11 protein-coding genes are annotated in these 15,493 nt (G+C 67.3%); 6 read left to right on the forward strand and 5 right to left on the reverse strand.

From position 1 onward, the window contains the following. The first annotated feature begins 126 nt into the window (after nt 1-126). Together ACFVWG_RS21540 and ACFVWG_RS21545 are read left to right on the forward strand one after the other, a co-directional pair. Complete coding sequence (locus ACFVWG_RS21540; RefSeq protein WP_391545123.1) at nt 127-1,155, forward strand: LacI family DNA-binding transcriptional regulator; 1,029 nt, start codon at nt 127-129, stop codon at nt 1,153-1,155. A 134-nt stretch (nt 1,156-1,289) separates the two neighbouring features. After that, on the forward strand, nt 1,290-3,560 hold the full coding sequence (locus tag ACFVWG_RS21545; protein WP_391545124.1) for a HelD family protein: 2,271 nt from the start codon (nt 1,290-1,292) through the stop codon (nt 3,558-3,560). Here the strand turns inward: ACFVWG_RS21545 and ACFVWG_RS21550 are convergent. Beyond that, on the reverse strand, nt 3,540-4,121 hold the full coding sequence (locus ACFVWG_RS21550) for a hypothetical protein (RefSeq protein ID WP_391545125.1): 582 nt from the start codon (nt 4,119-4,121) through the stop codon (nt 3,540-3,542). The genes ACFVWG_RS21545 and ACFVWG_RS21550 overlap by 21 nt on opposite strands. A gap of 211 nt (nt 4,122-4,332) precedes the next feature. Here ACFVWG_RS21550 and ACFVWG_RS21555 point away from each other — a divergent pair, with 211 nt between their 5' ends. Beyond that, nucleotides 4,333-6,753, forward strand: a complete 2,421-nt coding sequence (locus ACFVWG_RS21555) for a penicillin-binding protein (protein WP_391545126.1) — start codon at nt 4,333-4,335, stop codon at nt 6,751-6,753. A gap of 82 nt (nt 6,754-6,835) precedes the next feature. Further along, nucleotides 6,836-8,086, forward strand: a complete 1,251-nt coding sequence (locus ACFVWG_RS21560; RefSeq protein WP_391545127.1) for an aminotransferase class I/II-fold pyridoxal phosphate-dependent enzyme — start codon at nt 6,836-6,838, stop codon at nt 8,084-8,086. On the opposite strand, the gene ACFVWG_RS21565 is transcribed toward ACFVWG_RS21560, so the two are convergent. From ACFVWG_RS21565 to ACFVWG_RS21575, 3 genes are read right to left on the reverse strand one after another with little or no spacing between them, the layout of a single operon-like run. After that, the gene (locus ACFVWG_RS21565) at nt 8,079-8,588 is read right to left on the reverse strand and encodes a PaaI family thioesterase (protein ID WP_391545128.1); all 510 of its coding nucleotides are present in this window, start codon (nt 8,586-8,588) and stop codon (nt 8,079-8,081) included. The two genes, ACFVWG_RS21560 and ACFVWG_RS21565, sit on opposite strands and share 8 nt — an antisense overlap. Before the next feature lie 49 nt (nt 8,589-8,637). Further along, nucleotides 8,638-9,999: a tol-pal system YbgF family protein gene (locus ACFVWG_RS21570; RefSeq protein ID WP_391545129.1), complete on the reverse strand. Its 1,362-nt coding sequence runs from the start codon at nt 9,997-9,999 to the stop codon at nt 8,638-8,640. A 56-nt stretch (nt 10,000-10,055) separates the two neighbouring features. Beyond that, nucleotides 10,056-11,414, reverse strand: coding sequence for an NAD-dependent succinate-semialdehyde dehydrogenase (locus ACFVWG_RS21575; protein WP_391545130.1), 1,359 nt, complete (start codon nt 11,412-11,414; stop codon nt 10,056-10,058). Nucleotides 11,415-11,556: 142 nt separating this feature from the next. Here ACFVWG_RS21575 and ACFVWG_RS21580 point away from each other — a divergent pair, with 142 nt between their 5' ends. Both ACFVWG_RS21580 and ACFVWG_RS21585 read left to right on the forward strand, forming a co-directional pair. Continuing rightward, nucleotides 11,557-12,615 (forward strand): hypothetical protein, encoded by a 1,059-nt coding sequence (locus ACFVWG_RS21580; RefSeq protein ID WP_391545131.1) that lies wholly within the window; start codon nt 11,557-11,559, stop codon nt 12,613-12,615. 110 nt (nt 12,616-12,725) lie between these two features. After that, a complete protein-coding gene (locus tag ACFVWG_RS21585; protein WP_391545132.1) occupies nt 12,726-14,822 on the forward strand; it encodes a M6 family metalloprotease domain-containing protein in 2,097 nt (698 codons plus the stop codon). Here the strand turns inward: ACFVWG_RS21585 and ACFVWG_RS21590 are convergent. After that, nucleotides 14,819-15,472 carry a histone deacetylase gene (locus ACFVWG_RS21590; RefSeq protein ID WP_391545133.1) on the reverse strand — a complete coding sequence of 218 codons (654 nt, stop codon included), beginning with the start codon at nt 15,470-15,472 and terminating at the stop codon, nt 14,819-14,821. The two genes, ACFVWG_RS21585 and ACFVWG_RS21590, sit on opposite strands and share 4 nt — an antisense overlap. Between the last annotated feature and the right edge of the window lie 21 nt (nt 15,473-15,493).

The following is a 15,493-nucleotide window of genomic DNA, read 5'->3' on the forward strand; positions in this document are numbered from 1 at the left end:
TTTCGGTGATACCACTGTCAAGACGTCAGCGAGTTTTCCTACTCGCCTTGCACAGCAGGCTTTTCCCGCTTGCCAACCGCTTCGAAAACTTTCGATAATCAACCCTCGATCACCAGGGGGAACACGATGCCACGACCGAAGGCCGCCGTGACGCTGGCGTCCGTCGCGACCACCGCCGGGGTCTCCATCGCCACCGTCTCCAAGGTGCTCAACGGCCGCAGCGACGTCTCCTCCGCGACCCGCGCCCGGGTGCAGGAGCTGCTCAACCAGCACGGGTACGTCGGCCGCCGTCCCGAGACCGTGGTCCGGGACTCGGTCGAGCTCTTCTACCAAGGCGCCTTGAACAACTACTCGGTCGAGATCATCCAGGGAGTGGTCGAGGCCGGCCAGTCCGCCGACGTCGACGTCGTACTGAATGCGCATCCGCGGCGCGAATCCACCGTCACCGACCGCGCGAGCCGGTGGATCCGCGAGCTGATCGCCGGCGGCCGCCGGGCCGCGATCGGGATCACCAGCGAGCTCACCGACGCCGACCTCGCCGCCCTCTCACGGGCCCGACTTCCCTTGGTGGTCATCGATCCCGCGAACATCCCCGAGCCGGACGTGACAAGCGTCGGCTCAACAAACTTCGCCGGCGGCATGGCCGCGACCCAACACCTGCTGGAGCTCGGGCACCGGCAGATCGCCTACCTCGGCGGCCCACCCACCTCGGGCTGCAACCAGGCGCGCCTGAGCGGCTTCCGTAGCGCGATGGAGGCCGCCGGCGCCTCGGTACCGCGGCACTACATCTGGCAACGCGACTTCCTGTACGACGACGGCGTGGCCGGCGGATCCGCCCTCCTCGACCTGTCGGACCGGCCGAGCGCGATCTTCGCGGGCAGCGACGAGGTTGCCCTCGGCGTGATGGAGGCGGCCCGCTCCCGCGGCCTGCGGATCCCCGAAGACCTCAGCGTGGTCGGCTTCGACGACACCCAGGTCGCCCGCCTCGCCTCACCACCACTGACCACGGTCAAACAGCCCCTGCGCGAAATGGGCGCCGTCGCCCTCCGCACCGCGCTCCGCCTGGCCGCCGGCGACTCCGTCGACTCGCACCACGTCGAACTGGCCACCACCCTCATCATCCGCGACTCCGCCACCCAATTCACGGCGAATTGATCGCATTACTTGCGCAGTAACCCCGGGAATAGCTACCGTTGGGTGTTTGTGTCTGAAACAAGAAAAGTTGCCCTGGTGGGGCAACTAAGACCAGATTATCAGACAGTCCAAGGGTTTGCAAGATCGGGGACAGCGTGACGGATCACTTGCTGGCACAGGAAATCGCCGAAGAACAAGGGCATGTGGCGATCATGTACGAAAGGCTCGACGTATTGCGCGAAAGGGCACGGGGTGAGCTCGGTCGCGTGCAGCGCGAGAACACCGTCGACAATCTGCAGGGCAGCAGCGAACGCGAATCATTCACCAAGCTTTTCTCCAACCGATTCGCTCAGCTGTCGTCGGTGGAACGCGGCCTGTGTTTCGGCCGGATCGACGAGACCGACGGCGAACGGTTCCACATCGGCCGGATCGGGTTGTTCGACGAGGAGTACGACCCGCTCCTGATCGACTGGCGCACGCCGCTCGCCCAGTCCTTCTACCGCGCGACTCCGGCCGCGCCGCTCGGCGTCACCCGGCGCCGGCACATCCGCCTGAACGGCCGGACCGTGGTCGGCGTGGACGACGACGTCCTCGATCTCGACGCGCTTCAGGACACCGACCGCAGCACGTTGATCGGTGAGGCCGCGTTGATGTCGTCGCTCGGCGCCAGCCGGACCGGCCGGATGAACGAGATCGTCGCGACGATCCAGACCGAGCAGGACGAGATCATCCGCTCCGAGCTGCCCGGCGTACTGGTGGTTCAGGGCGGTCCCGGTACCGGCAAGACGGTCGTCGCGCTGCATCGCGCGGCCTACCTGCTCTATACGCATCGCGAGCAGTTGGCGCGGACCGGCGTACTGGTGGTCGGGCCCAACACGACGTTCCTGCGCTACATCGATCAGGTGCTGCCGTCGCTGGGCGAGACCGACGTCGTACTGGCGACTGTTGGTGAGCTCTATCCCGGAGTGGAGGCGACCGCTACGGAAGGGGCTGCTGCGCAGCGGGTGAAGGGCGACCTGGCGATGGTCGATGTCCTCGCCCAAGCGGTGGAGAACTTCCGGCGGATTCCGGATGCGCCGATGGAGTTCAAGGTCGATCAGCATGAACTCGTGCTGCGACCGGCCGCTGTCCGGAAGGCCAAGGAGAAGGCACTCGAATCCGACGGGCCGCACAATCCGGCCCGCCGGATCTTCGTCCGCAGGATTCTGAAGGTGCTGACCGATCAGGTCGTCGACAAGATCGGCCGGCAGTACGTCGGCGAAGAGGACATCGAGGACATCCACAAAGAGCTGGCCGAGGATGACCGCGTGCAAGGCGTTCTGGACCATCTCTGGCCGGAGCTCACTCCGCAGCTCCTGGTCAGCGTGCTGCTGTCGTCGCCCGAGCGACTGGCCGCCGCGGCGCCGCACCTGAGCGAGGACGATCGGGCCGCGATCCTCCGCCCGATCGACGCGCCCTGGACGGCGTCCGACGTACCGCTGCTCGACGAAGCCGCCGAACTGATCGGTGAGCTGGATGCTGCCGTCGCGGCGAGAAGGCAACAGGCCGCGGCCGCCGAGGCCGAGGCTGCGGACGCGTGGAAGTACGCGCGCGAGGTCGTCCAGGTGCAGATGGAGGCCGAGAACATCGTGGTGATGCCGTGGGAGATCGAGCAGTTCGAGAATCTGGTGCACAAGCGCCAGGAGCTGATCGAGAACCCGGGCACGGTTTCCGAGCGCGCGTCGTCGGACCGCAGCTGGGTCTTCGGGCATCTCATCGTCGACGAGGCACAGGAGTTGTCGGCGATGGACTGGCGGTTGCTGATGCGCCGATGCCCGCGCCGGTCAATGACGCTGGTCGGCGACATCGCCCAGACCGGCACGGATGCCGGGGTGAAATCGTGGGCCGAGTTGCTCGAGCGCTATGCACCACGTCGCTGGCGCAGCGCCGAGCTGACCGTCAACTACCGCACACCGACCGAGATCATGACGGTCGCGGCCGACGTACTGAAGGCCATCGATCCCAGCCTCCAGCCACCGGTCTCGGTCCGCGAGGGTGACAGCGAGCCGTGGATCCGCGCCGTACCGACCGAGGAGTTCACCGACGCGCTCGCCACCGCGATCAAGACCGAGCGCGCGGCGATGGACGACGGCCGGCTCGTCGTGCTGGTCCCGTCACCCCGGTACGCCGAACTGGCCGCCGTACTGGATGATGTTGCCCGCAGCAACGACCCGGGCGTACTCGACGCACCGGTCGCGCTGCTCGACGTCACGCAAGCCAAAGGCCTCGAGTTCGACTCGGTGCTGATCGCCGATCCCGCCGGCATCATCGCCGAGTCCCCTCGAGGCCTCTCCGACCTGTACGTCGCCGTCACCCGCGCCACCAAACGCCTTGGTGTGCTGGCCGACGGCGACCTACCGCAGGTTCTAGCCGTACAGGGCCAGTGACTGCGTGGCCTTCGTCAGGACCGTACCCAGCAGGGTGCGGTCCTGCAGGCGACCGCCGACGGTGACCTCGGCGCTCGCGGTCTTGTCACCGTGGAAGCCGACGTAGCGCGTCGCCACCCAGCGCGTCTCCGACCCGCTGCGGTAGGTGTAGACGAGCGTCGAGATCCGCAGCGGTCCCTGCTGCATCGTCGACGTGATCGTGCCGTTCTGGAGACCGAGAATCTTCAGCCCCCGGGTGCCTTTGAGCGCCTTCTGCTTGTTCAGCGCGGCGGTCGCCGTCCCCGGGTGGCTGTCCAGATCGGCGTCGATCCGGATCATCCGCGGTACGGCGCGGTCGGTGAAACGGCCTTCACCGTGACCCAGCGCGGTGTACTTCCAGGACTTCGGCAGCACCGCGGACGCGTGGCATCCGTACTCCGGGTCGCAGTCGAAGTTCCGCTGGCCGTAGGTCAGCGCCGAGCTGTTGCTGGCAGCAACAACCTGCGCGTCGGCCGGCGCCACCCCCAGCAGCGCCACCCCCGTGGTGGCGAGTGCGGCCAGCCCGATCATCAATCGCTTCATCATTTCCTCCCCAACTGTTGCTCTTGCCGATGAGACGCCGGTCACGGTCTACTGGTTGGGTCACGGATTGGTAGCTTCCCTGAGAAAGAGCGCACAGTGAGCAGCGGCGCGTGAAAGTGAGATCACAGAGGGTGAGATCGCGCGTCGAATGTGTTAATTCCGTGATCTCAGGCCTGCCGAAGCCCCCACTCCTGCCGTACTGTGCCGGACCATGCACAGAAGTGAGCCGGCCCGCCCGAATGCCCTCCGGTCGGTGCTCCTCTTCCTCCTGGTGAGCGCACTGTCCGGCGCGCTCGTGGCCGGTCTGGCGCTCCCGCTGGCCGGTCTGGCCGGGGTGACCACGGCGACCGCGCACAACACGGTCCAGTTCCTCCCGCAGGACCTGGAGATCCCGCCGTCGCGGCAGAAGACGGTCATCCAGGCGAGCGACGGCTCCCTGATCGCGACCCTCTACCAGGAGAACCGGACCGAGGTCCCGCTGAAGGCGATCAACCCGATCATGCTGAAGGCGATCGTGGCGATCGAGGACGACCGGTTCTACGAGCACGGCGCCCTGGACGCCAAGGGCACCCTCCGCGCGTTGCTGCGCAACCAGTCGGGCAGTGGGGTGTCGCAGGGCGGCTCCAGCATCACCCAGCAGTACGTCAAGCTCAGTCTGGTCGCGAAGGCGAAGACTCCCGAGGAGCGCGCGGCGGCGACCGCCGACACCTACGAGCGCAAGTTCGCCGAGCTGCGCTACGCGATCGCGGTCGAGCAGAAGATCCCGAAGGAAGAGATCCTGCACCGCTACCTGAACCTGGCCTTCTTCGGCGGCCGCTCGTACGGCGTCGAGGCCGCCGCCCGGCACTACTTCGGGGTCCCCGCGTCGAAGCTCACGCTGCCGCAGGCCGCGCTGCTGGCCGGGCTGGTGAAGAACCCGGTCGGCTACGACCCGACCGACAACCCCAAGAAGGCCAAGGTCCGGCGCGACACCGTGCTGGTGCGGATGCGCGACCTCGGCATGATCTCGGCCAAGCAGGCGACGGCCGCGATGAAGACCCCCGTCATCGACACCCGCAAGGTGCAGAGCGTGCCGAACGGCTGCGCGAACTCGAAGTACCCGTTCTACTGCGACTACGTCGTGGCCAAGCTGAAGGACAACCCGGTCTTCGGCAAGGACGACGAGGCGCGGGAGAACTACATCGAGACCGCCGGCCTGACGATCAAGACCGCGCTCGACCCGAAGATCCAGGCCGCCGCGCAGAAGTCGATCGACCAGCACTCCAAGCCCACCGACCAGGCCGTCGCCGCGATCACGATCGTCGAGCCCGGGACCGGTCTGGTGAAGGCGATGGCGCAGAGCAAGCCGTACGGGTTCAAGAAGAACCAGACGGCGTACAACTACAACGTCGAGAAGTCCTACCCCGGTGGCTTCGGCGGGTTCCAGAACGGTTCGACGATGAAGGCGTTCACCATCGCCGCCGCGATCCAGAAGGGTGTTCCGCTCAACTTCCGGATCACCTCGCCGCAGACCCTCGACCTGAGCGGCCGCGAGTTCAAGACCTGCAAGGGCACCGCCTCCGACCCGCACTACGTCCCGAAGAACTCGACCAAGACCGTGGCCGATCCCTCGATGATCGAGGCGGCGCGGGCGTCGACCAACACCTATTTCCTGCAGCTGTCCGAGCAGGTCGGCCTGTGCCCGATCGCGACGCTCGCGGCGAAGATGGGCATGCGCGACGCCCAGAGCGAGACGCCGCTGCTGCAGGTTCCGTCGATGACACTGGGCTCGGCGGGTCTGATCACGCCGATGATGCTGTCCAGTGCGTACGCGACGTTCGCGGCCCGGGGCACGTTCTGCAACCCGCAGGTGATCACCGCGGTCGCGAGTGTCCGCGGCAAGTCGATCGCGACACCGGGCCGCAGCTGCAAGCCGGTGATGACCCAGCAGGTCGCGGACGGCGTCAACTACGTGCTGCACCAGGTGATGGAGCCGGGTGGTACCGGTGGCAAGCTGAAGTTCGGCCGCAGCGACCTGGCCGGCAAGACCGGAACGACCGACGAGAACCACTCGGTGTGGTTCGCCGGGTACTCCTCGAAGCTCGCGGCCGCGTCGGTCGTGGCCGACGCGACCCCGCCGTACAACAACCTGATCCGGCAGATCTTCAACGGCAAGCAGCTGCACGACGCGTCCGGTTCCGGTACGGCGGGCCCGATCTGGGAGACCGCGATGCGCGGCGCCCTGGCCGGGATGGCGACGTCGAAGTTCGTGCAGCCGGACGACAAGACCATCCGCGGCAACGTGAAGGACCTGCCGTCGGTGAAGGGGATGACGCCGGAGGAGGCGACCGCCAAGCTCGTGGCGCTCGGCTTCAAGGTCACGGTCGCCGACGACCTGGTCAAGTCCGACGCGGTCTCCGGCACGGTGGCCTACACCAGCCCGCGGACCGAGGACGGCGCCCTGCCCGGGGCCACGATCACGCTCTGGCTGTCGGACGGCAGCGACGCGCCGCCGCCCACTCCCCCGACGCCGCCGGTCACGCCCGGCATCCCGCCGATCCCTCCGCACGGTCCGGGGGTCCCACCGACGAAGCCGACCAAGCCGGCCTGCCCGCCGTGGGACCCGAAGTTCCCGAACTGCGGAGGGCGTTGACCCGTGGTATAGCTGCCTGTCGGCTCCCATTAAGCTGTGCGTAACGAGTGCAGCGAAGGGAAATGTCGTGGGTGGTTCGGCCTTGACGGTGGAAGAGTTGACGGCGCAGCGGGACAGCGCCCAGGCGGAGTACGACGCTCTCGCCGCGAAGGGGCTGAAGCTCGATCTGACCCGTGGTAAACCGTCGCCGCGACAGCTCGATCTCGCCGACGGAATTCTCGGGGCGATCGAGCGTCCGGTCGGCGCGGACGGCACCGACCTGCGCAACTACGGCGGGACCAACGGGCTGCCCGAACTGCGCGCGATCTTCGCCGAAGGACTGCAGGTCCCGGCCGACCAGCTGCTCGCTCTGGGCAACTCGAGCCTCGAGCTGATGCACGACGCGATCGTGTTCGCGCTGCTCGGCCAGGTGCCGGGCGCCGAGCGCCGCTGGGCCGACGGCGAGATCAGCTTCCTGTGCCCGGTGCCGGGCTACGACCGGCACTTCGGGATCTGCGAGCGCTACGGCATCAAGATGATCCCGGTCGCGCTGACCGCCGATGGCCCGGACATGGACGAGGTCGAGCGGCTGGTCGCCGCCGACGCCTCGATCAAGGGCATCTGGTGCGTGCCGAAGTACAGCAACCCGACCGGCACGACGTACTCGGACGAGACGGTCCGCCGGCTCGCCACGATGACCACGGCCGCGCCCGACTTCCGGATCTTCTGGGACAACGCGTACGCCGTGCACCACCTGACCGACGAGCACGCGGAGCTGGCCGACGTACTGGCGCTGGCTGCTGAGGCCGGGTACGCGGATCGCGTCTTCGTGTTCGGGTCGAGCTCGAAGATCACCTTCGCCGGGGCCGGGGTCGCGTTCTTCGGCGCCTCGCCGGCGAACCTGAAGTGGTGGGCGAGCCACACGGTGAAGCGGAGCATCGGGCCGGACAAGGTCAACCAGCTCCGGCACGTGCGGTTCCTGCGCGACGCCGACGGCCTGGCCGAGCACATGCGCAAGCTGGCCGGGCTGATCCGGCCGAAGTTCGAGGCGGTCGACAAGATCCTCACCGCCGACCTCGGCGACACCGGGTTCGCGTCCTGGAACGCGCCGGCCGGCGGCTACTTCATCACGCTGCAGGTGCCGGACGGTTGCGCCGCGGACGTCGTCGCCAAGGCGAAGGCGGCCGGGATCGCGCTCACCCCGGCCGGCGCCACCCACCCGTACGGCGACGACCCGTCGGACAGCATCATCCGGATCGCCCCGACGTACCCGGAGCTCGACGAGCTCGAGACCGCGGTCGCCGGACTGACGGTCTGCGTGCGGTTGTCCGCGGTCGAGAAGCTCCTCAGCTAGGTAGGTCGAAGATCAGGCAGGTGGACGTGGCGTGCGCGAGTAGCGTGCCGCGCTCGTCCACCAGCCGCGCTTCGGCGACGGCGGTACGGCGGCCGCGGCTGATGATCTGACCGGTGCAGCGCAGCTCACCGGACTTCACCGTGACCGGCTTGATGAAGCGCGTGTTCAGATCGAGTGACGTGTAGCCGACACCGGCCGGCAGCGTCGAGTGCACCGTGCAGCCCGCGGCGGTGTCGAGCAGGGTCGCGATCACGCCACCGTGCACCGTGCCGAGCGGGTTGTAGTGGAATTCCTGGGCGGGCATGATGACCGTCATCCGGCCCTCCTCGACCTCGATGCCGGTCGCGCCGATCAGCTGCAGGATCGGCGGCGGCGGGAGCTCCCCGTCGCGCAGCGCCTGCAGCATCTCAAGGCCGGACGTCGTCCCGACCCGGGCCGCGATCTCCGCCGGATCCGGCCAGGTGAAGGTGCGGGAGCGCGGGCCGTCCTCGATCTCTGTCATGCGCCGAGCCTCACAGCTCCCAGCTGAGTCTGTCAACGAGACCTAGAGCTCAGCGCCTGACCAGCAACGGCTGGAACGCAGCTCGCACGTTCGCGTCCGAGGGATCGACCGGCGTCGAGATCGTGCTGCCGTAGACCGGCGTCAGACCCGAGTCGTCGGTGTAGACGAGCGGGCAGGCCTCGCCGGTGATCGTCACCTTGCCGGTCCGCACGAGTTTGCCGGTGCGCAACGCGTAGATCCGCACCGGGACCACGACCTTGCGGAAGGTGCGGTTGAAGTGAAGGTTCGGATCGGTTTCGCGGGTGTAAGGGCAGGTCCGGATGGCCGGTCCGTCCTCCACCGCCTCAGTGCAGATCACCACCGACGCGTTGGTCGGCACGTCCGTCTTCCATTGGCGCGGCAGTTGATCGAGGTACTCGTTGGTCTCACCGAGGAACAGCGCGCGGTTCACGCCGCGGCGGTAGAGCGGCGCGCCGCTGTACTTCGCCGGCTTGTCGCAGTACTCCCCCGAGGTGACCAGGCCGCGGACGTCGAGCAGCTCGACCTTCACCGCCACGAGAGCCATTGCGGCGCGCGCCTTCGGCGTGATGGCGGCGTGGGGGTACTGCCCGATCAGCTCCTGGTACCGCCCCAGCGCCGCGCGCCACTTCGCCGCCTTGGCCTCGGACTGGGCGCACTCGAACTGAGCCTCAGGCACGAGGCCGTCGCCGACCGAGTTCGCCTTGTCCAGCACGTTCTGGGTCTGGTGCCGACCGCGCAGCCAGGTCGCCAGCTCGACCGTCGGGCACGGGCCGCCCTTGGTCACCGTGCCGAGGTATTGGTCGAGTACCTTCTCCACCGTCTTCTCCTGCCCCGGCTTCGCCAGCACCTCGCCGAGCTTCGCGAACTGCTCGCCCAGGAGGTCGACATCACCCGACCAGGTCCCCTCCAACCGCAGCGCGATCTCCTGCAGTTGCTGGCAAGCCTCGACATCAACGCCGAGCCGCTCAATCCCCGGCGCATCCGCCACGCGATCGCCGTACCGGGCCTTCTGCTGTGCGGCCGTCACACCAGCGCAGTCGCCGGCTGCGCGCGCGTCAGCGACGTCGTTCTGGATTCCGACGGCCTCGACGCGGAAGAAGACGCCGGCCAGGAGGACAGGAACCGTTACACACAAGGCGATCAGCCGCTGCTCGGTCGCCGACCGCGTCCCCGGCTTGCCCCCCAGGAGCCAGCCGTGTACGACGACAGCAACCCACCACACCAACAGCACGATCTCGCACCAGAGCGCCTTCTGCGCCACCACCAGCAGCACGAGCGCGATCGAGATCAACGGAGCAGCGATCGCCAACCGCCAGCGGCGCAACAGCACGTAGCCGATACCCAGCAGCGAGGCGTTCCCGACAGCAGCAGCCAACCGATCGTCTTTCATGCCGCAAGTCTGACGGCCCGTGAACCCCCGTCACGCGCCGTGGCGCCAACCTGCCATCAGAGCCTGATCGACTTGTGGTTCATGAACTCCTCGATACCCGCGGGCCCGAGTTCGCGGCCGATGCCGGAGCGTTTGATGCCGCCGAAAGGCAGGTCGGCCTGGGAACCTCCGGCGCGGTTGAAGTAGACCATGCCGGCATCGATGCGGTCGGCGACGCGACGCAGTTGTTGCGGGTCGGTGCCCCAGACGCTGGCTCCGAGTCCGAACGGAGTGTCGTTGGCGATCCGGATCGCGTCGTCCTCGTCGGTCGCCTTGAAGACGATCGCGACCGGGCCGAAGATCTCTTCGTAGTAAGCGTCCGTGCCAGGTGCGACGTCGGTCAGGACAGTCGCCTCCAGGTAGGCGCCGGGGCCGATCCGCTGCCCGCCTGCTCTGAGCGTCGCGCCCTGTTCGACCGCCCGGGTGATTTGACCTGCGACCTCATTCGCGGCCGCGATCGAGGCGAGTGGCGGGAGCTTGGTCTCGGGATCAGACGGATCGCCCGGCACGTAGTACTCCGCGACACGCTTGGTCAGACGGTCGACGTACTCGTCGTACAGGTCGGCGAGCACGATGATCCGCTTCGGCGCGTTGCACGACTGGCCGCAGTTCCGCATCCGCGCGGTCGCGGTGGCATTGACGGTCTCGTCCATGTCAGCCGTGTCGAGGATGATCAGCGGGTCCGAGCCGCCGAGCTCGAGCACGGTCTTCTTCAGATTCTTCCCCGCCTCGGCCGCGACCGAGATCCCGGCCTGCTCACTTCCGGTCAGCGAGACGCCGACGATCCGGTCGTCGGCCAGGATCGCCGGGATCTGCCGACTCGACGCGAACGTGTTCACATACACATCAGCCGGTACGCCGGCCTCGTGCAGAACCTCTTCGATCACCCGCGCCGACCACGGGCAGATCGACGCGTGCTTAAGCAGAATCGTGTTACCCAGCACGAGATTCGGCGCCACGAACCGTGCCACCTGATAACACGGGAAGTTCCACGGCATGATCCCGAGCAGAGGCCCGATCGGCCCCTTCGTGATCACCGCCCGACCGCCTTTGACCTCCAGCGGCTCGTCCTTCAACAACTCCGGCCCGTGCTCCGCGTAGTACCGGAAGATGTCGACGACGATCCCGACCTCGCCCAGTCCCTCATTGACCCGCTTCCCCATCTCCCGGGTCATGATCGCTGCCAGCTCACCGGCCCGCTGCTCGAACAGCTCCGCCGCCCGCGCGACGATCGCCGCCCGCTCCGCAACGGTCCGCCCCCGCCAGGCCGGGTACGCCGCATGCACCCGCCCGACCGCGTCCTGGACCTCCGCCTCGGTCGAGTTCGGCACTTCCTCCACCAGCACACCCGTCGCCGGGTCGGTGACCGTGTACATAACTCCTCCATCCGCCGCCGCCAGTGCCCGGCCAGACTAACCATTCGACGACATACTGTATACAGTCATCTCATTCCGTGTCCTGGGCAGGATCGCGCTCTCCCAGTTACTCTCGAATGACGCAGAGTGACGGGAGGGGGACATGTCAGCACCCGGTGACTTCCAAACGCTCGTCGCCCTTCGAGCCAGGCAGGGTGAGCTAGATGCTCTCGCCGAGCTCAGGGGCGACCGTCAGGTCCAGCCGATGCTCTCGCTGGGGTACGACGAGAAAGGCGACACCGCCAATCTGCTCGACAGGGTGCTCGCCACCACTCGTCGACTGTTCGACCTCGGTCGAGTCGTCATGCTGGACGCGACCAACATGGCAGCCGCACCAGGCTTTTCCGGACCCGCCGATGTCCTCGAGCAGCTCGCGGACCGCCTGAGCGAGCCGCTCGACCTGTTCCACCTCGACCCGATTCCGTTCATCCCCGTCGTCAATCACGCGGCCGACCAGCAGACCCTGGCGAAGGTCGGCCACTTGGCCCGGGAGCTCGCCCACGGGTGTGGGCTCCGGATCCTGACGAAGTCGGCGACAGCTCCTTCGGCAGCAGCCGCGATCGAACAGCTCGGCGTGGATCCCGCCAACCTCGACGTCGTCGTCGACCTCGAGTACATCGCCGGCGCACACGACTTCCGCGTCGACGAGATCGCGTCCTTGATCGAAGCCTTCGACCGCAACGGGCCGTTCCGATCGACCACCATTCTCAGCGGATCGGTGCCGCGCATGCTCAGCCACCTCCACCAGACGGAACAGGTGCGCTTCGAGGAACTGCTGTGGCGTTCGCTGATCAGCGGCGGCAGGCGTGAGCTTCGTCTAGGCGACTACGGAACCGCACATCCTGTCTGGGACCCCAAGGGATTCCCGCCCAAACACGTCAACCTCAAATACACCTGCGGCGACCATTGGCTCTACCTTCGCGAGCGCGTACCCGAGGCCAGCACGGGCGTCGAGCTACGAACCGAACGAACCGTCCGCCTGGTCTCCAGGAACCTGATCGATTCGGGGAGCTTCTTCGGCTCCGCCTACTCGTGGGGTGACGATCGGCTGGCCGAGGCGGCCGACGGCGGCGGCCGCGGTCTCGGCTCCAGAACGAAGGTGGTCTCGTTCGCCACCTCGCATCATCTGGCCTATCTCGGGGAGTTCGGGGCGGCGGCATGAATCCTCGGTAGTCCGGGGTTTTCCTTCACGTGGATGAGTTGTGGTGACAGTCGTTGGCGGGAGATGCTGGGCAACCGTCCCCCGCTCCTTCGTCGATCGGATGCCCGCCCGTGTCTGAGCAACGGAAATACCGTCTTGCCCTGCGACTGGCCGCCGTACTGGCTGCTGTTTCGGTGCCGACCTTGGCCCTCGCCGCGCCGGCCGCTCCCCCGGATCCCGTGAATGCCTGGCAGTACCCGCATTGGCCGCAGCAACAGCCCTGGCAGCAGTCGGGGGTGGATCAGCGGGTGGCGAAGACGGCAGCCGGTGGGCTGCCGGGGGCGATCGATCCGCAGAACTGGGAGAACCCGGACCACATGACGTGGTCGGACTACAAGAAGCCGCCCGGGACGAACTGGGCCGACCCGAACGTGAAGGGGTCGCAGCGGACGTTCAAGGGTGCGCTGGTGCTGCTGGACTACCCGAACCAGGACTTCGTGGTCACGAAGCCCAAGGGGTCGACGGTGTTCGGCAATCCGAGTGCCGAGGCGAACGGCGTACCGCGTGATCAGGTCGCGAAGTTCTACCAGAACTTCCTGAACACGCCGGGCTCGTTGAATCGTGGTCACACGCTGCACGAGTACTGGATGGAGGACTCGGGCGGCCGGTACGGCGTCGATCTCACCGGCTTCGGTCCTTATCGGCTGCCGGGGAAGTCGCACGAGTACGCGATGGAGTTCCAGAAGCCGAGCGACTGCCCGGCCGGAGACAACTGCAACCGGAACATCCGCACCGACGGCCGCGCGGCGTGGGTCGCCGACCAGGGACCTGAGGTACCGGCCGGGTTCGACTTCGTCTTCTTCCTCAGCGCCGGTCAGGACGAGTCGTCGACCTGGCAGGAGTTCGGGATGATGAAGTTCCCGACCAAGGAGGACGTGACCGACGACTTCGGCCCGCCGGACCCCGCGCTGCCGAACTGGTCCGACACCCGGTACGTCGACTGGACGTCGTGGGCCGCCGGTTCGTCGATCTGGCCGAACGCCGGTGGTGGTTCGTCCACGCAGGCGGAGAGCTCCGGGATGGCGGTCTTCGCGCACGAGTTCAGCCACATCCTCGGCATCGGTGACAACTACAACAACCCGTACGGCGTGCCCGCCCGGCGCGCGTATACCGGGATCTGGGAGATGCTCAGCCGCGGCAGCTTCAACGGGCCCGGTGGTCCACACAGCCGGTGGATGATCCCGGCAACCGGCGGAGCCTCGATGGGCGCGCAACACATGCTGCGCAACAAGATCAAGCTCAACATGGTCGACGAGCAGAACGTCCTGCGCCTGTCCCGGGAAGCGCTCGCTACCTCCGGAGTCGTGATCGCCGACGTCACCGCGCGGGCCAACCAGCCGGGGCCGAAGGGGCTGTCCGGGGTCAACATCCAGCTCGGTGGTGCGGGTGATCTCGCGCCCGCGTGCGACACGTCGAAGGATCCGCTCTGCGACGGCCGCGGCTACCAGAACTACACCGTCGAGGTCGTCGACCGGCAAGGCACCGACTCGTTCACCCCGGACTCCGGCGTTCTGCTGGCCAAAACCAAGAACCAGGATGCGGCACCGTTCGAGTGGGTGATCGACGCCAACCCGCAGGACATCAACATGACCGACTACGTCCTGCCGGACGGCAACAAGGTCCCGATCACGATCGGCGACTATCGCCAACTCTCCGACGCGCTCTTCCACGCAGGCACGAATTCGGGGAGCGAGTACGAGTACACCGACGCCGCCAACCGCCTGCACTTCTACATCACCAACGTACGGCGCGACCGCGCGGGCGTCCTCTCGTACACCGTCGCCATTCGCTCCCTCGACGGCTCCGGACCGCAGCAGCGCGGTGTCCGCGTGCTGCCGACTGTCGCCGTACCGGATCGTTCCGGTCTGCAGACCTGCAACTTCAAGCTCACCAACACCGGCAAGGCGGGTGCGGCATCACAGCACCCCGAGGACGTCTCGGCGTACCTGAAGGGTGACGTCTACCGCCTGTCCGCCAAGGTGAACGGCAAGGACTGGCAGGTCTCCCTCCCGAACGCCCTCACGACAGCAAACGCCGGCCAGCAGGTCAGCGTCCCCGTCTACACCAAGGCCGGCCACAGCCCGGTCGCGAAGGTCACGCTGACCGCAAAGTCGGAGAGCGATCCCTCAAAGACCGCCACCGCCACCTGCGTAGCCATCAAGCGCTAGCCCCCTTGATGCTCCGTCCCGGCGCTCATGCCGGGGCGGAGCATCAACAGCGTCTCTTCAGTCCAGCCCTCACTCACTCCAGCTGCGCCCATCAGGTAGTGCGCGATCTGTGGCGCGTCCCAGCCGTGCGCTTCGGCGAGGCCGGTTGCGATCCATTGCAGGTACGACGCTGTCGGGGCGACCGGTATCAGCTCGGCCGCGTCTCCGTGAGTCACCGTGAACATCGGCAGGCCGTCGTACTCGCCTAATCGGACGACCGTCTCGTAGCGCCCCGGGCCCATCGTGTGCAGCTCAGCAACGTCGGGAAGCAACGCGGAGAGATCTTGAGAGAACGCTCCCCCGGGTTCTCTCCACATCTCTTGCGCGGCGACATCACCCAGCTGATCCGGGGTCAGCAGGTCGGCGCGACCGGCGACGCGTCGTGGCGCCGTCGGGTCGAAGAAGGCGGAGCCGCCGCCCCAGACCTTCGACGCACCGGCGAAGAGCAGGCCGCCGGCGATCTCGACGCCCTCGATGCGGGCCGGCGCGGTGTGGTCCCGGCAGCCTGGGTAGGTGCGGGCGCCGCCGGTGGGGCGGCCGCCGTACAGGTAGCAGTTGAAGCGTTCGAGGGCGAGGTTGGAGCCGTACGCGACGTACCAGACGTGCTCCATCGGGAGTCTCCTTTCGCAAGG

This window comes from Kribbella sp. NPDC058245, assembly GCF_042882005.1.
GTDB lineage: Bacteria > Actinomycetota > Actinomycetes > Propionibacteriales > Kribbellaceae > Kribbella.

What these genes read in the sequence shown, in the direction of transcription:
- ACFVWG_RS21540 (WP_391545123.1), top strand. Translation starts at nt 127, where the DNA reads ATGCCACGACCGAAGGCCGCCGTGACGCTGGCGTCCGTCGCGACCACC.
- ACFVWG_RS21550 (WP_391545125.1), bottom strand. Translation starts at nt 4,121, where the DNA reads ATGAAGCGATTGATGATCGGGCTGGCCGCACTCGCCACCACGGGGGTG.
- ACFVWG_RS21555 (WP_391545126.1), top strand. Translation starts at nt 4,333, where the DNA reads ATGCACAGAAGTGAGCCGGCCCGCCCGAATGCCCTCCGGTCGGTGCTC.
- ACFVWG_RS21565 (WP_391545128.1), bottom strand. Translation starts at nt 8,588, where the DNA reads ATGACAGAGATCGAGGACGGCCCGCGCTCCCGCACCTTCACCTGGCCG.
- ACFVWG_RS21570 (WP_391545129.1), bottom strand. Translation starts at nt 9,999, where the DNA reads ATGAAAGACGATCGGTTGGCTGCTGCTGTCGGGAACGCCTCGCTGCTG.
- ACFVWG_RS21575 (WP_391545130.1), bottom strand. Translation starts at nt 11,414, where the DNA reads ATGTACACGGTCACCGACCCGGCGACGGGTGTGCTGGTGGAGGAAGTG.
- ACFVWG_RS21580 (WP_391545131.1), top strand. Translation starts at nt 11,557, where the DNA reads ATGTCAGCACCCGGTGACTTCCAAACGCTCGTCGCCCTTCGAGCCAGG.
- ACFVWG_RS21590 (WP_391545133.1), bottom strand. Translation starts at nt 15,472, where the DNA reads ATGGAGCACGTCTGGTACGTCGCGTACGGCTCCAACCTCGCCCTCGAA.